Source organism: Pseudoxanthomonas sp. PXM01 (assembly GCF_014851815.1).
Classification (GTDB): Bacteria; Pseudomonadota; Gammaproteobacteria; order Xanthomonadales; family Xanthomonadaceae; genus Pseudoxanthomonas_A.
This window is the reverse complement of record NZ_JACVAJ010000001.1, coordinates 1,347,967-1,364,503: the sequence shown is the minus strand read 5'-3', so window position 1 is coordinate 1,364,503 and position 16,537 is coordinate 1,347,967. Positions and strand designations below refer to the sequence as shown.

Sequence of the window (16,537 nt, the reverse complement as noted above, 5' to 3'; positions counted from 1 at the left end):
CCGTGACCGATGGCATGCCAAAAAAAACGGGACGGCATGGCCGTCCCGTTTTCATCACGCAAGATGCGCAGCGATCAGGCTGCGGCGTCCTTCAGCTTCTTCAGCGGACGGACCTTGACCTTCACCGTGGCGGGCTTGGCGGCGAACCACTGCTCTTCCTTGGTGAACGGGTTGATGCCCTTGCGCTTCGGCTTGGCCGGCACGTTGACGGCCGTGATCTTCAGCAGGCCCGGCAGCGTGAAGGCGCCAGCGCCCTTCTTGTTGACGGAAGCGTGCACGGCGCTTTCCAGCGAGGCCAGCACAGCGCGGACGTCCTTGGCGGCGACGGCGGTGGCTTCGGCGATGTGGGCGACGAGGCCCGACTTGCTCAGCGCTTCCTTGATCGGCTTCGGCGCGGCCGGCTTGGCGGCGGCCTTCGGTGCAGCTTTCTTGGCGGCCTTCTTCGGCGCGGCCTTCTTGGTGCTCTTTGCCATGTGTCCTGTCTCTACGGTCGAGTGGTTGGGTAATCGGGCCGATCGCATCGGCAAGCGAAATGTAGGGCAAAGAACTGGCGACGCCAAGAGCAGATCGGCCCTGAAACGCCTTTTTATTCGCTTTTTTTCCGTTTTTCCGTCGCCGCGCGTCGGAAATCGCCTGTCGGCATGACGAAATCACCTTAGCCACATGCACCGCAAGCGGCATCCGTCGCATGCCGCCGCGACCGGATGCCGCACCCCTGCGACGCTCAATCGTCGTCGTGCCTCGGCTTGTAGGCGTCCACCAGTTTCTGCTGGACGCCCGGCGGCACCGGTTCGTAGTGGCTGAAATCCAGGCTGTAGCGTCCTTGGCCGGCGGTCATGGATTTCAGTTCGGCCGCATAGCCTTCCAGTTCCGCCAGCGGCACCTGCGCCTTCACCACGATCTCGCCGCGTACCGCATCGGTGCCGTTGATGCGGGCACGCTTGCCCGCCAGGCTGCCGGTGATGTCGCCGACCTGCGCTTCGGGCACGGCGACTTCCAGGTCGACCACCGGTTCCAGCACTTGTGGCCGCGCCTTGGCGATGGCGTCGAGGAAGGCCTTCTTGCCGGCGGCGACGAACGCGACCTCCTTGCTGTCCACGGCATGGTGCTTGCCATCATGGACGACGACGCGGATGTCCTGCAGCGGGTAGCCGGCCACGGCACCGCTGCCCAGCACCTGGCGCACGCCTTTTTCCACGGCCGGCAGGAACTGGCCGGGAATGGTGCCGCCCTTCACTTCGTCGACGAATTCGAAGCCGCCACCACGCGGCAGTGGTTCGATGCGCAGGGCGACCTCGCCGAACTGCCCGGCGCCACCGGTCTGTTTCTTGTGGCGATGGTGGCCTTCGGCCTTGGCGCCGATGGTCTCGCGGTAGGCGATGCGCGGTGGCCGCGTCTTCACGTCCACGCCGTGCCGTTCCTTCAGCCGCTCCAGCATCACCCGCAGGTGCAGGTCGGACAGGCCGCGAATGACGGTCTCGTTCAACTCGGGCTGATGTTCGACGATGAAGGCGGGATCCTCCTCGGCCAGTTTCTGCAGCGCGATGGACAGCTTCTGTTCCTGGCCTTTGCTGGCGGCCTCGATCGCCAGGCCGAACATCGGCTTCGGGAACGCTACCGGTGCCAGATGGATATGGTCCTCGTCGTGGCTGTCGTGCAGCACCGCATCGAAATGCAGGTCGTCGACCTTGGCCACGGCGGCGATGTCGCCGGGGATGGCCTGGTCGATTTCCACGTGGTCCTTGCCCTTGAGCTTGAACAGGTGGCCGACCTTGAACGGTTTCTTGCCGTCGTCGACGAACAGCTGCGTGTCCTTCTTCAGCGTGCCCTGGTAGACGCGGAAGATGCCCAGCTTGCCGACGAAGGGATCGTTGACGATCTTGAAGACATCGGCGATGACGTGCGCGTGCGGATCCGGCACGGCTTCGATCGGCTGCGGGCCGCTGCCGTTGGACTTCACGAACGGTGGCGGATTGGCTTCCGCCGGATTCGGGAACAGGCGTTCGGCCACGTCCAGCAGTTCCTTCACCCCCGCGCCGGTGCGTGCGGAGGCGAAGCACACCGGGACCAGGTGGCCCTCGCGCAGGCACTGCTCGAAGGCATCGTGCAGCTCCTCGCCGGACAGGCCGCCTTCGCCCAGGTCCAGGTAGTGCTCCATCACCGTTTCGTTGATTTCGACCACCTGGTCGATGATCTTCTGGTGCCAGTCCGCAACCGTGCCCAGATCGGACTCGCCCGTGGATTGCCAGAAGCAGTCGACCACCGTCTTGCCGCCCTGCGCGGGCAGGTTGAGTGGCAGGACTTCGGACCCGAACTCCTCGCGCAGCGCCGCCAGTACGCCAGCCGCATCGGCACCTTCGTGGTCGATCTTGTTGATGACGATGGCGCGGCACAGGTTGCGTTCGCGCGCGCGTTCCATCAGCCGGCGGGTGCCGTGCGCGATGCCGGTATCGGCATCGACGACGATCAGCGCGGTGTCCACCGCGGAGAACGCCGACAGCGCGGGGCCTCGAAATTCCGGGTATCCGGGCGTGTCGATGAGGTTGACGTGCATGCCGCCGTGGTCGGTGCTGGCGATGGCGGTGTCGATGGAATGGCCGCGGGTCTTCTCGATCGGATCGTGGTCCGACACGGTGGTGCCGCGTTCGATGGTGCCTGCCACCTGGAGGGCGCCGCCGGCATGCAGCAGGGCTTCGAACAAGGTTGTTTTGCCGGCGCCGGGGTGGCCTGCCAGGGCCACGTTGCGGATCTGTTGTGTGCTGTACGACATGAGGCCGTTCCTCCCGGAGGTTGGGGTCGAAGGGCCGTCATGGCTGTCCGGGCTGAGCGCATCCCGTGAGCGTGGCGCTCGGCGGGCGGTCATGGCGGACGGCCAGCATCGGCATGGGGCCGGGCGGGGTCAAGCCGCACTGCGGTACATGCCGTGAACGCCCGGAGGTGTACCCTGCGCTCCCCTGACCACGATGGAGCACGACCATGGCTTTGAAGCGTTATGCGGATGCGGTGTGGAGCGGCGACCTGCAATCCGGCAAGGGCAGCCTGAGCACGCCGCAGAGCGGCCTGTTCGAGGGACAGAACTACTCTTTCAAGACGCGCTTCGGCGACGAGAAGGGCACCAATCCGGAAGAGCTGCTGGCGGTGGCGCATGCCGGCTGCTTCACCATGGCGCTCTCCGCCGTGCTGGGCAAGGCGGGTTTCACGCCCGACAAGCTGCAGACGCGCGCCGAAGCCACGATGGAACCGGGCATGGATCCGGGCCCGACCGTTACCGGGATCAAGCTTACCGTGTCGGCGAGCGTGCCGGGCATCAGCGCCGCGCAGTTCGAGGAGATCGCCCAGCAGGCGAAGGCCGGCTGCGTGATCTCGCGCGCGCTGTCGGTGCCGGTGTCGCTGGAGGCGACGCTGCTTTGACGGCAGTCCGGGCCGCGCTGCTGGTGCATGGCGCCGGTGGCGGCGGCTGGGAATGGAATGTGTGGCGCGGCGTGTTCGAGTCGGCGGGCATCGCCGTCGCCGCGCCCGATCTGCAACCGGTGGCCGCGGGACTTGCGGCCACCGGGTTCGAGGATTACCTGCAGCAGGTACGCGACGCGTTGTCGGTGACGCCGCGGCCACGCGCCGTGGTCGGAGCGAGCCTGGGAGGCCTGCTGGCGCTCCATGTCGCCGATGCCGCGGATGCGGTCGTACTGGTGAATCCGCTGCCGCCCGTGCCGTGGCATTCGGACCTGATCTCCCGCGCTTGGCCGGATATCGTCCCGTGGCATCGTCAAGCGCGCCTCGACGGTACGCGGCGTGCGCTGCCGGATACCGACGAGGCGACAACCCTGTTCGCCTTCCGCCACTGGCGAGATGAATCCGGTGCGGTGTTGCGTCATGCCTATGAGGGCGTAACGGCCGCGCGGCCTGCATGTCCGGTGCTGTTCGTGCTGTCGCACGCGGATGACGACGTCATGCCGGCGATTCCGTCGGCGACGGCGGCTGCCTGGGACGCTTGCGTGCTGCAAACGGTTTCTCCGTCCCATGTCGGGCCGCTGCTGGACCGGCACGCGGCCGGGATCGCCTCGCAAGCTGTCGAATGGTTAAACCGCGCGGTTCAGGCTGGTTGAGTTCAGCCCGATTTCACCCGGCCGGGACGAGCATGCGTCCACGCCACTCCGGCGTGGGGGAGTACCCGACATGAAGCGTCTTTCCGCCGCCGTGATGGCAGCAGGCCTGCTGGTCACCGGTGTTGCCTCCGCGCAGACGTCGCGGCAGTACGGCACGTCCGACCGCTACGGCGACGAACCCTATTATGATTATGCGCGCGTGGTGCGCGTCGACCCCGTCATCGATGGCGGTTACCGCGATGCGCGAAGCACGACGTCCCAACGGTGCTACTACCGCGATGCCGACGATGTGTACGCCCGCGACGTCTATGGCAACGACCCGTACGGCAATCGCAGCTACGGCGACGTGTACGACAACGGCGACTACCGCGATGTCTACGGACAGGATCGCTACGGCGAGCGCCGTGTGTCCAACGGCAGCACGGAAACCGGCCGCACCGTGGCCACGGTCATCGGTGGTATCGCGGGTGCGGTATTGGGCAGCAAGGTCGGCGACGGCAGTGGGCGCTACGTGGGCACGGCGGTCGGTTCGATGGTCGGCGGCATGGCCGGCCGGTCCATCTACGAGAACTCCCAACGCAATCGCCAAGTGCAGCGCGGGCAGGTACGCGTCTGCGATCCCGAACCCGTGAACGACAGTCGCTACGGGGATGACTATTACGGCGACGGTCGCGTGTCCGGCTACGACGTGACCTACGAGTATGGCGGCCGTACCTATCGCACCCGTACCGGCTATCACCCGGGAGACCGCATGCGCGTGCGGGTGGACGTGCGACCCGAGTGATCCCCGCTTTGCGCGGGAGCCCGGGGCGGTAGGCAGGGGATTGCCGCGAAAGGGGCCGCAAGGCCCCTTTTTTGCAGGCGTTGCCGTGGCGCGCGCCACCGCGCATAGTCCCGCGCTGGATCACCACGGGAGTGAGGCATGCGGCGTCTGGCATTGGGAATGGGCGGGTTGCTGGTCTGTGCGGGCGTCGCGCAGGCGCAGGTGCAGGTGGTGACGGCCGCACGCGTGCACACGTCCGATCCCGCACAGCCGGTTGCCGAAGCGATGGCCTGGGATGCGCAGGGGCGCATCCTGGCCGTCGGTGGCACGCGCGACCTGCTCGCGCGATATCCCGGCGCCAAGCGCATCGACGCCACTGGCAAGACGGTGATTCCCGGCCTGATCGATGCGCACGGCCATGTGATGGGGCTGGGCTATGCGCTGATGCGCGCGGACCTGGTCGATGCGCAGGACAAGGCCGAGGTTGTCGCGCGACTGCGTGAGTTCGAGAAGCAGCTGCCGCCGAACGCCTGGCTGCTGGGCGGAGGCTGGGACCAGAACGATTGGCCAGGAAAGACGTTCCCGACCGCCGCGGATCTCGATGCGGCCTTCCCTGACCGCCCGGTCTGGCTGGAGCGCGTGGACGGGCACGCGGGCTGGGCGAACAGTGCGGCGTTGCGTGCGGTCGCGTCGAGGGCGACGCGCTCGATGGATGGAGCGTGGCAGCCCGAAGGCGGGCGCATCGAGCGCGTCGATGGCAAGCCGAGCGGTGTGTTCGTCGATGCGGCGATGGCGCTGGTCAATGCGGTGGTGCCTGCGCCGGATGCGGCGTATCGCCGGCAGGCGTTGGAGAAAGCCACGCAGGCCGCGGTGCGTAACGGCCTGACCGGCGTGCACGACATGGGCGTGTCCCGTGAGGACCTAGCGCTGATGAGGCAGTTCGCCGACGAGGGACGCCTGCCGCTGCGCATCGATGCCTATGCCGACGGTGATGGTGCTGCGCTGGGTGATCTGTGCGCGACAGGTCCGTACCACCACGCGGGTGGGCGGCTGCAGATGACCGGCGTGAAGCTGTATGCCGATGGCGCGCTAGGCAGCCGCGGCGCCGCGCTGCTGGAAGACTACAGCGACGATCCCGGCAACCGTGGCTTGCTGGTGACGGAACCCGCCGCACTGGAGTCGGCGATGCGCAAGGCACGCGATTGCAAGGTGCAGGTGGCGACGCATGCCATCGGCGACCGGGGCAACCGGCTGGTGCTGGATGCCTACCAGCGCGTCCTGGGCGATGCGGCGAAGACCGATCATCGTTGGCGCATCGAACACGCGCAGGTGGTGGCGCCGGAGGAGTTCCCGCGTTTCGCCGCGCTGGGCATCGTCGCTTCCATGCAGCCGACGCATGCGACCTCGGACATGCCGTGGGCGCAGGACCGGTTGGGCCCGGTACGCATCACCGGCGCCTATGCCTGGCAGCGCCTGCAGGAGAGTGGCGTGAAGCTGGCGCTGGGTTCGGATTTTCCCGTGGAATCGGTTGATCCGCGGCGTGGCCTGCATGCCGCGGTGACCCGGCAGGATGGCAAGGATCATCCCGGTGGCGGCTGGATGCCCGACCAGCGGCTCAGTGCCGCCGAGGCGCTGCGCGGATTCACCGCGGACGCCGCCTGGGCCGGCCACGATGAGAGCGAGGTAGGCCGACTCGCACCAGGTTTGCGCGCCGATTTCGTTATCCTCGACGAGGACCCGCTGGCGATCCCCGGCGAGCAGCTCGACGACCTGCACGTGCGCTCGACATGGGTGGATGGCAAGCAGGTGTACTCCGCGACATCCGACGACTGACCCGAGGTGCGAGGCCATCCCGCATGCATTTACCCATCCACCTGCAAGGAAGCCTCCATGCGTAGTCGATTCCTCGTTTCCGCCATCCTGCTGCTGGCCTCAATCCTGTCTCCGTGCGCACAGGCGGAAGAAGACCCGCAAGCCGATGTCGTCGCGCTGCTGTCAGACCGGCTGTCCGTAAATGCGGAGACGGCGGCGGCGCTGCACGAGCGCGCGGTGAGGCCGGTCCTGGAGTCGGGCAACAACACGTTCTTCAGTTACGTCGACAACACCAGCGTCGACGGCACCGCATTGCCCGGCTCGGCCAGCAGGATCCTGGTGATGTCGGTGTTGAACGACAACAGGTTCGCCACGATCACGCTGGTGAGGCTGGCGGATACTGGGCAGGTTTTCTATCACGTCTCCGAAACGCTGCCGCGGGATCGCGAGACGGCGCTAGGCGCGCTGTCCGAGGTGAAGGAGGCCGGGGAGCACACGACACTGGCCCAGAACGAAGCGTTCTCCGCGCTGGTTGCAACGGGATACGTCTCCTACACCCATGTACTTACGACGCCGGAGCGCGCCGGGATGCATTTCGTGGAAGCCGGCGTCGTCGACATCGAATAGCCGCAGCGGAACCGTCACCAGTCGATCTGACCGGTGACGATCGTCCGCACATGACCGCCGGACCAGACATTGCCGGCGTCGTCGACGCGCAGTTGCAGGCGCGCGTCATAACCGACTTCGCGCCCCTGGCTGACGATGTAGCGGCCATCGCGACCGGGCAGCGCATCGCGTGACGCTAGCCAGGCCGCCAGCGTCGCGTTGGCGGCGCCGGAGGCCGCATCTTCGAACGCAGCCGGCGCACCGACGAAGGCGCGCACGGCGAGGTCATACGGTTGGCCTGGGGTGCGGGCATAGGCGCAGACGCCCATGCTTTCGGTGGCACGGGCGAGGGAGCCTATGGCGTCCCAGTCCGGCGCGGCGCGGCGCAGCGTGGCTTCGTCGCGCACTTCGGCCAGCCACCAGCGGCGACCGCCATCGACGAGGGCGGGCGGCAGATCGCCGGCCGGGAGGTTCGCGAGCGCCGCGCGCAGGCCTTCATCGTTCGAAGGATCGCCCACCTTCACCACCTGCGCGCGCGGCGTGCGCACGGCGATGGTGCGGGTGGCGCCCTCGTCGTCCACCCGCAATGGCAGTACGCCAACCGCGCCTTCCTGCATCAACAGGCCGTCGACCGGCGCGGCTAGGCCTGCTTCGAGCACGACATGCGCGGTGCCGACACTGGGGTGGCCGGCGAACGGGACTTCGCGGCGCGGACTGAACATGCGCACGGCATAACTCGCGCCGGGTTGCGTGGGGGCGAACACGAAGGTGGTTTCCGGCAGACGCGTCCAGCGGGCGATGGCCTGCATGGCGTCGTCATCCAGGCCGGCGGCGTCGAGCACGACGGCCAGCGGGTTGCCGGCGCCGGGGCGGTCGGCGAATACGTCCAGCTGGACGTAGCGGCGGAGGGTCATGGGGGTGTTGTCGCGTGGGGGCCGCGCAGCTTACCAAGTCGCCCGGCCGTCGATGATTCCCTGGACGTGACCGCCGATCCAGACCTCACCGTCCGCATCGACCTGCAGGGCGAGGCGGCCATCGCGGCCCAGTTCGCGCCCCTGGCTGGCGATGTAGCGTCCGTCATGGCCGGGAAGTGCGTCGGCCGCGTCCAGCGCTGCGGCAATGCAGGCGTTGACGCTGCCCGTGACCGGATCTTCCGGGATGTTGTCTGCCGGGCAGAACGCGCGTACGGCGAGATCGTGGTCGGCGCCGGCAGGCGTGCGGCCGAACACGGCCAGACCGACGGCGGCCGTCGCCTGTGTCAATGCGGCAATCGCGGCCAGATCGGGCGCCAGGCCGCGCACCGCGGCATCGTCTTCCAGTTCCATCAGCCACCACGATGGCCCGTTGTTCCATAGCGCGGCCTGCAAGCCCGCTGTCGGCAGGGAGGCGAGGACGGCCCGCAAGGCCTGTCGAGGTGGCTCGATCCCGACAGGCCGGGCGCGAGGCGCACGCAGCGTAATCATCCGTTGCGGGCCTGTGCCGACCACCCGCACCGGCAACCGTCCTGCGGCGCATTCCTGCACCAGCCTGTCCGTGTCGCCGACCAGCCCGGTCTCCAGCGCGACCCAGGCTGCCCCGACACTGGGGTGGCCGGCGAACGGCAGTTCCTGCCGCGGAGTGAAGATGCGGATGCGGTAGCTGGCGTCCAGCGTGGTCGGCGGCAGGAAATAGACGGTTTCGGACAGGTTGGTCCAGGCGGCGAACGCCTGCATGCGCATGCTGTCCCAATCGGCGGCATCCAGCACCACGCCCAGCGGGTTGCCGGCACCGGGACGGTCGGCGAAGACGTCGACCACCAGATAGCGATAGGAGCTTCGTTGCATGCGGTACGGTCCGGCCGGGCCCGGAAGCTTGGGCTAGAATCGACGGTTCACGCCCGAAGGGTTCGGGCATCCCACCCCATTCTATCCATGCCCTCTGCCACCCCTGCGTCTGATCGTTGGATCGTCCTCAAGTTCGGCGGCACCTCGGTGTCGCGCCGCCACCGCTGGAACACGATCGGTACGCTGGCGAAGAAACGCGCGGAGGAGAACGGCGCCCGCATCCTCGTGGTGGTGTCGGCCCTGTCCGGCGTGACCAACGAACTGACGGCCATCGCCGATGGTGCGGCGGACAGTGCGGAACGGGTGGCGAAGTTGGAACAGCGCCACCGCGAGTTCCTCGCCGAACTGGAGCTCGACGCCGACGCGGTGCTGGGCGAACGCCTCGCCGCATTACGCAACCTGCTGAACGATCCGCGTGCTGCCAGTCGCACGCTCGACTGGCAGGCCGAGGTGCTGGGGCAGGGCGAACTGCTGTCGTCCACGGTGGGTGTCGCCTACCTGCGCGCGCAGGGGCTGGACTTCGGCTGGGTCGACGCGCGCCACTGGCTGCAGGCCAACTTCCTGCCCAACCAGAGCCCGTGGGCGCAGCGGCTGTCGGTGTCGTGCAACACCGCACCCGACCAGGACTGGCGCCGCGCCTTTGCCGGCCAGCCGGCGGCGATGCTGCTGACGCAGGGCTTCATCTCACGTCATGCCGATGGCGGCACCGCCATCCTCGGTCGCGGCGGCTCGGACACCTCGGCGGCATACTTCGGTGCCCTGCTGGGTGCGCAGCGCGTGGAAATCTGGACGGACGTCCCCGGCATGTTCAGCGCCAATCCGCGCGAGGTGCCGGATGCACGCCTGCTGACGCGCCTGGACTACTACGAAGCGCAGGAAATCGCGACCACAGGGGCCAAGGTGCTGCATCCGCGCTCGATCAAGCCCTGTCGCGACGCCGGCGTGGCGATGGCGATCCTGGATACCGAGCGTCCGGAGTTGCCGGGCACGACGATCGACGGCAATGCCGTTACCGTGCCGGGCGTGAAGGCGGTCAGCCGCCGCAACGGCATCGTGCTGGTGTCGATGGAAGGCATCGGCATGTGGCAGCAGGTCGGCTTCCTGGCCGATGTGTTCGCGCGCTTCAAGAAGCACGGGTTGTCGGTGGACCTGATCGGTTCGTCGGAGACCAACGTCACCGTGTCGCTGGACCCCAGCGAGAACCTGGTCAACACCGACGTGCTGGCCGCGCTGTCGGCGGACCTGGCGGAAATCTGCCGCGTCAAGGTGATCGCACCGTGCACCGCCATCACCCTGGTCGGCCGTGGCATGCGCTCGCTGCTGCACAAACTGTCCGACGTCTGGGCGATGTTCGGCCGCGAACGCGTGCACTTGATCTCGCAGTCGTCGAACGACCTCAACCTGACCTTCGTCATCGACGAGGCCGACGCCGATGGCATGCTGCCGCTGCTGCACGAAGCCCTGATCGAAAGCGGCGCGATGCCGGCCGACGAGGCCAGCGTGTTCGGGCCCAGCTGGCGCGAGATCAACGGCGCCGTGCGCCAGCGTGGCGTGCGCTGGTGGAGCCTGCCGGCCGCCCGTGAGAAGCTGCTGTCGCTGGCGCAGGGCGATACGCCGCGCTATGCCTACAACCTGGATGTCGTCCGCGCTCGCGCACGTGCGCTCGCCGCGATCGGTGCCGTCGACCGGCGCTTCTTCGCCATCAAGGCCAACTCGCATCCGGCCATCCTGCGCACGCTGGTGGAGGAAGGCTTCGGGCTGGAGTGCGTGTCGCAGGGTGAACTGGAACGCGTATTCGAGATCGCGCCGTCGCTGCCGATGGAGCGCGTGCTGTTCACCCCGAGCTTCGCGCCGCGCGCGGAGTACGCCTTCGCACTGGAGCGCGGCATCAACGTCACGCTCGACAATGTGGAAGCGTTGCAGCAGTGGCCGGAGGTGTTCCGCGGACGCCGGCTGTGGCTGCGCGTGGACCTGGGTCGCGGCGACGGCCACCACGACAAGGTCAAGACGGGAGGCAAGACCTCGAAGTTCGGCCTGCCGTTGGCCAAGCTGGACGAATTCCTGGCGGCGGCGCGTGCGATCGACGCACGCATCACCGGCTTGCACGCCCACCTGGGCAGTGGCGTGGAAAGCGCGCAGCACTGGAACCAGATCGCCGACGAACTCGGTGGGCTGGCCGACCAGATCGGCACCATCGAGACCATCGACATCGGCGGTGGCCTGCCGATTCCCTACACCGAGGGCGACGAGCCGTTCGACCTGGCGGCGTGGGGCGAAGGCCTCGCCGCGATCAAGGCGGCCTATCCGGCCTACCAACTGGTGATCGAGCCTGGCCGCTACCTGGTGGCGGAGTCGGGCGTCCTGCTGGCCCACGTCACGCAGGTCGTGGAGAAGCTCGGCATCCGCCGTGTCGGCAGCGATGCCGGCATGCACACGCTCATCCGCCCGGCGCTGTACGACGCGTGGCACGACGTGGCCAACCTGTCGCGCCTGGACGACACCGAACAGGAGCCGTTCGATGTGGTCGGCCCGATCTGCGAGTCGAGCGACATCTTCGGCAAGCGCCGCAAGCTTGCCTCGGCGACGGCGGAAGGCGATGTGCTGCTGTTCTCCGATGCTGGTGCCTACGGCTACGTGATGGCCAGCCATTACAACCTGCGCGGTCTGCCCGGCGAAGACGTCATCGAAGGCGTCGGCGGCGATGCGGCGGGCTGACGCGATATTTGTTCTTCACCGTATTGCCTGCCAAAGACGGTGGGCGGCTTCTTCCTTGGATCACGCATGACGACGTTCGACAAATCCAGCATCCGTACCTTCCGTTTTGTCCGCTGTTCCTTCGAGGCGGACAGCGGCGTGGCGAGGCTGGTCTACGCTTTCGACGACGGCCCGGAGCTGACCGAGACGGTGACCATCCCGGGCGCGCCGTTCACGCTGGACGCTGCGCGCGCCCAGGCCGTCGAACAGGCGGTGCGGCTGCTGCACCTGATCACTGGCGTCAGCTACTACAAGGCGGCGGTGCCGAACGAGATCCGCATCGACGGCTATGCCATCGATGCGGCGACGGCGGTGCTGATGGAACAGGTGTACGTGCATGGACTTGGCGAGTTCGCCTACCGCAACGGGCTGAGCCTGCACGGTCGCGTGCGTTTCCCGGTCGGCGCCCCGGCGCAACCGGCTGCGCCCGCCGCGGGACTGGACGAGCATGCGCTGGTCGCCATCGGTGGCGGCAAGGATTCGCTGGTCAGCATCGAAGCGCTGCGTGGCGCCGGCGTCGACCAGACGGTGACCTGGATCGGCGGTTCGCAGCTGATCGCGGCCTGCGCCGCCCGCACCGGACTGCCGACGCTCAACATCGGCCGCGCGCTGGCGCCGGAATTGTTCGAGTACAACCGCCAGGGCGCGTGGAACGGGCATATCCCGGTCACCGCGATCAACTCGGCCATCATGGTGCTGGCCGCGCTGCTGCACGGCGTGGACCAGGTGGTGTTCTCCAACGAACGCTCGGCCAGCTACGGCAGCATGATCCCGGGTACCGGCGAAGTGAACCACCAGTGGTCGAAGGGGTGGGCGTTCGAGCAGGCGTTCGGCGAGTTCGTGCAATCGCATGTCGCCGCCGACCTGCATTACTACTCGCTACTGCGCCCGCTGTCGGAGCTGGCAGTGGCGCGGCAGTTCGCGCGGACCGACCACTACGACGCGCATTTCTCCAGCTGCAATCGTAATTTCCACCTGCTCGGCGAGCGCCCGACCAATCGCTGGTGCGGCGTGTGCCCGAAGTGCCATTTCGTGTTCCTGGCGCTGGCGCCGTTCATGCCAAAGCCGCGGCTGGTCGGCATCTTCGGCCGCAACCTGCTGGACGACGTCAACCAGACGGGCGGCTTCGACGCGCTGCTGGAGTACCAGGACCACAAGCCGTTCGAGTGCGTCGGCGAAGGCCAGGAGTCGCGCGCGGCCATGGCGACGCTGGGTGACCGCCCGGAATGGCGCGAAGACGCGATCGTCGCGCGTTTCAACCACGAGATCCGCCCGCAGCTCGATGCCGCCGAACTCGTGGTGGCGCCGCTGCTGGAGATCGGTGGCGAGCACCGCGTTCCTGCCGCGCTGTGGGAGCGCCTGCGTGCGAATTTCGCAGCTTGAGGGCAAGCGGGTCGCGCTGTGGGGCTGGGGCCGCGAAGGCCGCGCCGCGTATCAGGCGATCCGCGGGCGACTGCAGACGCTGCCGCTGACGCTGTTCTGCAGCGACGCGGAAGCGATCGAGGCCGCCGCGTTGGAGGATTCGGAGCTTTTGATCGAAACGCAGGCGACCGCCGAGCGGTTGTCGGCGTTCGAGGTCGTCATCAAGTCGCCGGGCATCAGCCCTAACAGCCCGGCAGCGTTGTCGGCCGCGGCGTCGGGTACGCGTTTCATCGGCGGCACCAGCCTGTGGTTCGCCGAGCACGCGGGAGACGACGGCATCGTTCCCCGCACGTTCTGCGTCACCGGCACCAAGGGCAAGAGCACGACAACCTCGTTGCTGGCGCACCTGTTGCGCGCCTCTGGGCGTCGCACTGCGCTGGCCGGCAACATCGGCCTGCCGCTGCTGGAGGTGCTGGATCCGCAGCCGGCGCCCTATGCCTGGGCCATCGAGCTGTCGAGTTACCAGACCGGCGATGTCGCGGCGAGCGGCGCACGTCCCGACGTGGCCGTCGTGCTGAACCTGTTTCCGGAGCACCTGGACTGGCACGGCAGCGAAGCGCGTTACGTCGAGGACAAGCTGAAGCTGGTCACCGACGCGCACCCCCGCATCGCGGTGCTGAATGTCGCCGATCCGCGCCTGGCTGCGCTGGACCTGCCATGCAGCAAGGTGCGTTGGTTCAATCGCGAAGACGGCTGGCACCTGCGCGAGGACGACCTGTATCGCGGCGATGTCTTCGTCATGGATACGCGGCCACTGCCACTGCCGGGACGCCACAACCGCGGCAACCTGTGCGCCGTACTGACGGCGCTGGAAGCGGCCGGCATCGATGCGCTGCCGCTGGCCGCGCACGCGCAGTCGTTCCGCCCGCTGCCGAACCGTCTGCAGACGATGGGCACGCGCGACGGCATCACCTGGGTCAACGACTCGATCAGCACCACCCCGCATGCCACGCTGGCGGCGCTGGAGTGCTTTGCCGGTCGCCGCATCGCGCTGCTGGTCGGCGGCCACGACCGTGGCGTGGACTGGTCGGATTTCGCGGCGCATATGCGCGAGCAGGCTCCGCACACGATCATCACGATGGGCGCCAACGGTCCCCGTATCCACGACCTGTTGGTGCCGATGGCGGGCGAGGGTGGCTTTGCGCTGCAGCAGGCGGAGACGTTGCCGCAGGCGGTCGCCGCCGCCCGCGCCTCGTTGGGGGCCGAGGGCGTCGTGCTGCTGTCGCCCGGCGCGCCGAGCTTCGGTCAGTACCGCGACTACGTGGCGCGCGGACGGCACTTCGCCGAGCTGGCGGACTTCGACCCGGACGACATCACCGCGATTCCCGGTCTGGGCATCGCCTGACGACGGGAACGGTCAACGCCGTCGCACGCGTTCGGTCTTACACTCGGCAGGTCCCCCACGAGGAACCCGCCATGCGCCATCGCCTGTTGCTGCCCTGCCTGCTGTCCCTGCTGTGGTCGCCGGCACTGCTCGCGGCGCCCGTCGCCAAACCGGTCGAATGGAAGATCGGAGGCGACACGTTCTCCGGCCACCTCGTTTACGACGACAGCGTGAAGACCCCGCGTCCGGGCCTGGTGATGGTGCCCAACTGGAAAGGGGTCAACGATTCCGCCATCGAGAAGGCGCACCTCGTCGCCGGCGACGACTATGTGGTGCTGGTCGCCGACGTCTACGGCAAGGGCGTCCGTCCGAAGACCGACGCCGAAGCAGGCCCGGTCGCGACCGCGATGCGTGCCGATCGCCCCAAGCTGCGCGCGCGCGTCCAGAAGGCGGTCGAGGTGTTGAAGCAGCAGCCGGCCACGCTGGTGGACCGCGCGCGCATCGGTGCGTTCGGCTACTGTTTCGGCGGCAGCACGGTGCTGGAGCTGGTGCGTGCCGGCGACGCGCTCGCCGGCGTGGTCAGCCTGCACGGCGGCCTGGCGACCGACCTGCCGGCGACGGTGCCGGTGAAGACGCCGGTGCTGGTGCTCAACGGTGGCGACGACACTTACGTGTCGGACGCAGAGATCAGCGCGTTTCAGGACGAGATGCGCAAGGCCGGGGCCGACTGGCAGTTCGTGAACTTCAGTGGCGCGGTGCATTGCTTCGCCGAATCCGACGCGCAGAATCCGCCGGGCTGCGTCTACCACGAGCGATCGGCCAAGCGCGCCTACCGGATGATGGCGGACTTCTTCGACGAGGTTTTCGCGAAGTGATGCGCGGCGCGGGTCAGTGCCCGCGTTCCACCGCGTAGCGCGCCAGGCCGCGGAGGGCGGCCAGGGCCTCGGATTCGGGCAGGCCGTCGAGGGCCTGTTCGGCCAGCGTGGCGTAGTGGTGAGCCCGTTCGCGGCTGTAGTCCAGCCCGCCGGTGGCGCGGATCGCGGCCAGCACCTCGGGCATGGCGACGGCATCGCCTTCCTGCACGATGGTGCGCAGGCGGTTCGCGACAGCCGCATCGGAATGGCGGATGGCGTGGATCAGCGGCAGCGTCGCCTTGCCTTCGGCCAGATCGTCGCCCAGGTTCTTGCCCAGCGCCTCGGCGTCGGCCGTGTAATCGAGCACGTCGTCGGCGATCTGGAAGGCGTAGCCAAGCGCCATGCCGTAATCGTAGAGCTTCTGCGGGACATTGCCGGTCGCGCCCGACGCCATGGCGCCCAGCTGGGTGCCGGCGGCGAACAGGACGGCCGTCTTGCGCTCGATCACGCGCAGGTAGGCGGCTTCATCGGTATCCGGGTTGTGAACGTGCAGCAACTGCAGCACCTCGCCTTCGGCGATGCGGTTGGTGGTGTCGGCCAGCAGACGCATCACGTCCATGCGGTCCAGTTCCACCATCAGCTGGAAACTGCGCGAATACAGGAAATCGCCGACCAGCACGCTGGGTGCATTGCCCCACAACGCATTGGCCGTACTGCGGCCGCGGCGCAGGTCGGACTCATCCACCACGTCGTCGTGCAGCAGGGTGGAGGTATGGATGAACTCGATGATCGCCGCCAGCTGGTGATGGTCCGGCGTGGTCGGGCCGCAGGCCTGGCCGGCCATCACCACCAGCATGGGCCGCAGGCGTTTGCCACCCGCCGAAATGATGTGGTCGGCGATCTGGTTGATCAGCACCACGTCTGAGGCCAGCCGCGCCCGGATCAGGGCATCGACGGCGGCCATGTCGGCCTGGGCGAGCGATTGGATGCCGGACAGGCTAAGGGCGGGGCGGGGCGATTCGACGACGGACATAGGACGATGGGCCGGGAAGTCACGGAATTATAGGCGTCCGGGT

At 67.9% G+C, this 16,537-nt stretch carries 14 protein-coding genes; 9 read left to right on the top strand and 5 right to left on the bottom strand.

Translation table 11 applies throughout. The annotated features are described in order from the left end of the window. Positions 1 to 74: 74 nt before the first annotated feature. Together IB230_RS06195 and fusA are read right to left on the bottom strand one after the other, a co-directional pair. Positions 75 to 473, bottom strand: coding sequence for an HU family DNA-binding protein (locus tag IB230_RS06195; RefSeq protein ID WP_062351169.1), 399 nt, complete (start codon positions 471 to 473; stop codon positions 75 to 77). Positions 474 to 724: 251 nt separating this feature from the next. Next, a complete protein-coding gene (gene fusA / locus IB230_RS06190) occupies positions 725 to 2,770 on the bottom strand; it encodes an elongation factor G (RefSeq protein ID WP_192270075.1) in 2,046 nt (681 codons plus the stop codon). 206 nt (positions 2,771 to 2,976) lie between these two features. On the opposite strand from fusA, the gene IB230_RS06185 reads away from it, so the two are divergent. From IB230_RS06185 to IB230_RS06165, 5 genes are all read left to right on the top strand, one after another. Continuing rightward, positions 2,977 to 3,411, top strand: coding sequence for an OsmC family protein (locus IB230_RS06185; protein ID WP_192270073.1), 435 nt, complete (start codon positions 2,977 to 2,979; stop codon positions 3,409 to 3,411). Positions 3,412 to 3,434: 23 nt separating this feature from the next. Beyond that, a complete protein-coding gene (locus tag IB230_RS06180) occupies positions 3,435 to 4,103 on the top strand; it encodes an alpha/beta fold hydrolase (protein ID WP_192270071.1) in 669 nt (222 codons plus the stop codon). Positions 4,104 to 4,173: 70 nt separating this feature from the next. Beyond that, entirely contained in the window at positions 4,174 to 4,887 is a 714-nt protein-coding gene (locus tag IB230_RS06175; RefSeq protein WP_192270069.1) for a glycine zipper 2TM domain-containing protein, read from the top strand. 138 nt (positions 4,888 to 5,025) lie between these two features. Further along, positions 5,026 to 6,699 (top strand): amidohydrolase, encoded by a 1,674-nt coding sequence (locus IB230_RS06170; protein WP_192270067.1) that lies wholly within the window; start codon positions 5,026 to 5,028, stop codon positions 6,697 to 6,699. Positions 6,700 to 6,756: 57 nt separating this feature from the next. Further along, a complete protein-coding gene (locus tag IB230_RS06165) occupies positions 6,757 to 7,305 on the top strand; it encodes a hypothetical protein (RefSeq protein ID WP_192270065.1) in 549 nt (182 codons plus the stop codon). A 14-nt stretch (positions 7,306 to 7,319) separates the two neighbouring features. Here IB230_RS06165 and IB230_RS06160 read toward each other — a convergent pair whose 3' ends face one another. Beyond that, the gene (locus tag IB230_RS06160) at positions 7,320 to 8,198 is read right to left on the bottom strand and encodes a PhzF family phenazine biosynthesis protein (protein ID WP_192270063.1); all 879 of its coding nucleotides are present in this window, start codon (positions 8,196 to 8,198) and stop codon (positions 7,320 to 7,322) included. A 30-nt stretch (positions 8,199 to 8,228) separates the two neighbouring features. Beyond that, entirely contained in the window at positions 8,229 to 9,107 is an 879-nt protein-coding gene (locus tag IB230_RS06155; protein ID WP_192270061.1) for a PhzF family phenazine biosynthesis protein, read from the bottom strand. A gap of 87 nt (positions 9,108 to 9,194) precedes the next feature. On the opposite strand from IB230_RS06155, the gene IB230_RS06150 reads away from it, so the two are divergent. The 4 genes from IB230_RS06150 (at position 9,195) to IB230_RS06135 (ending at position 15,482) form a co-directional block, all read left to right on the top strand. Further along, on the top strand, positions 9,195 to 11,822 hold the full coding sequence (locus IB230_RS06150) for a bifunctional aspartate kinase/diaminopimelate decarboxylase (RefSeq protein WP_192270059.1): 2,628 nt from the start codon (positions 9,195 to 9,197) through the stop codon (positions 11,820 to 11,822). A 66-nt stretch (positions 11,823 to 11,888) separates the two neighbouring features. Further along, on the top strand, positions 11,889 to 13,244 hold the full coding sequence (gene murL, locus IB230_RS06145; RefSeq protein ID WP_192270057.1) for a UDP-N-acetyl-alpha-D-muramoyl-L-alanyl-L-glutamate epimerase: 1,356 nt from the start codon (positions 11,889 to 11,891) through the stop codon (positions 13,242 to 13,244). Then, the gene (gene murD, locus IB230_RS06140; RefSeq protein ID WP_192270055.1) at positions 13,225 to 14,628 is read left to right on the top strand and encodes a UDP-N-acetylmuramoyl-L-alanine--D-glutamate ligase; all 1,404 of its coding nucleotides are present in this window, start codon (positions 13,225 to 13,227) and stop codon (positions 14,626 to 14,628) included. Before murL ends, murD begins: the two co-directional genes overlap by 20 nt. Before the next feature lie 71 nt (positions 14,629 to 14,699). Continuing rightward, a complete protein-coding gene (locus IB230_RS06135) occupies positions 14,700 to 15,482 on the top strand; it encodes a dienelactone hydrolase family protein (protein WP_192270053.1) in 783 nt (260 codons plus the stop codon). A 13-nt stretch (positions 15,483 to 15,495) separates the two neighbouring features. On the opposite strand, the gene IB230_RS06130 is transcribed toward IB230_RS06135, so the two are convergent. Next, the gene (locus IB230_RS06130; protein WP_192270051.1) at positions 15,496 to 16,494 is read right to left on the bottom strand and encodes a polyprenyl synthetase family protein; all 999 of its coding nucleotides are present in this window, start codon (positions 16,492 to 16,494) and stop codon (positions 15,496 to 15,498) included. Positions 16,495 to 16,537 lie beyond the last annotated feature (43 nt).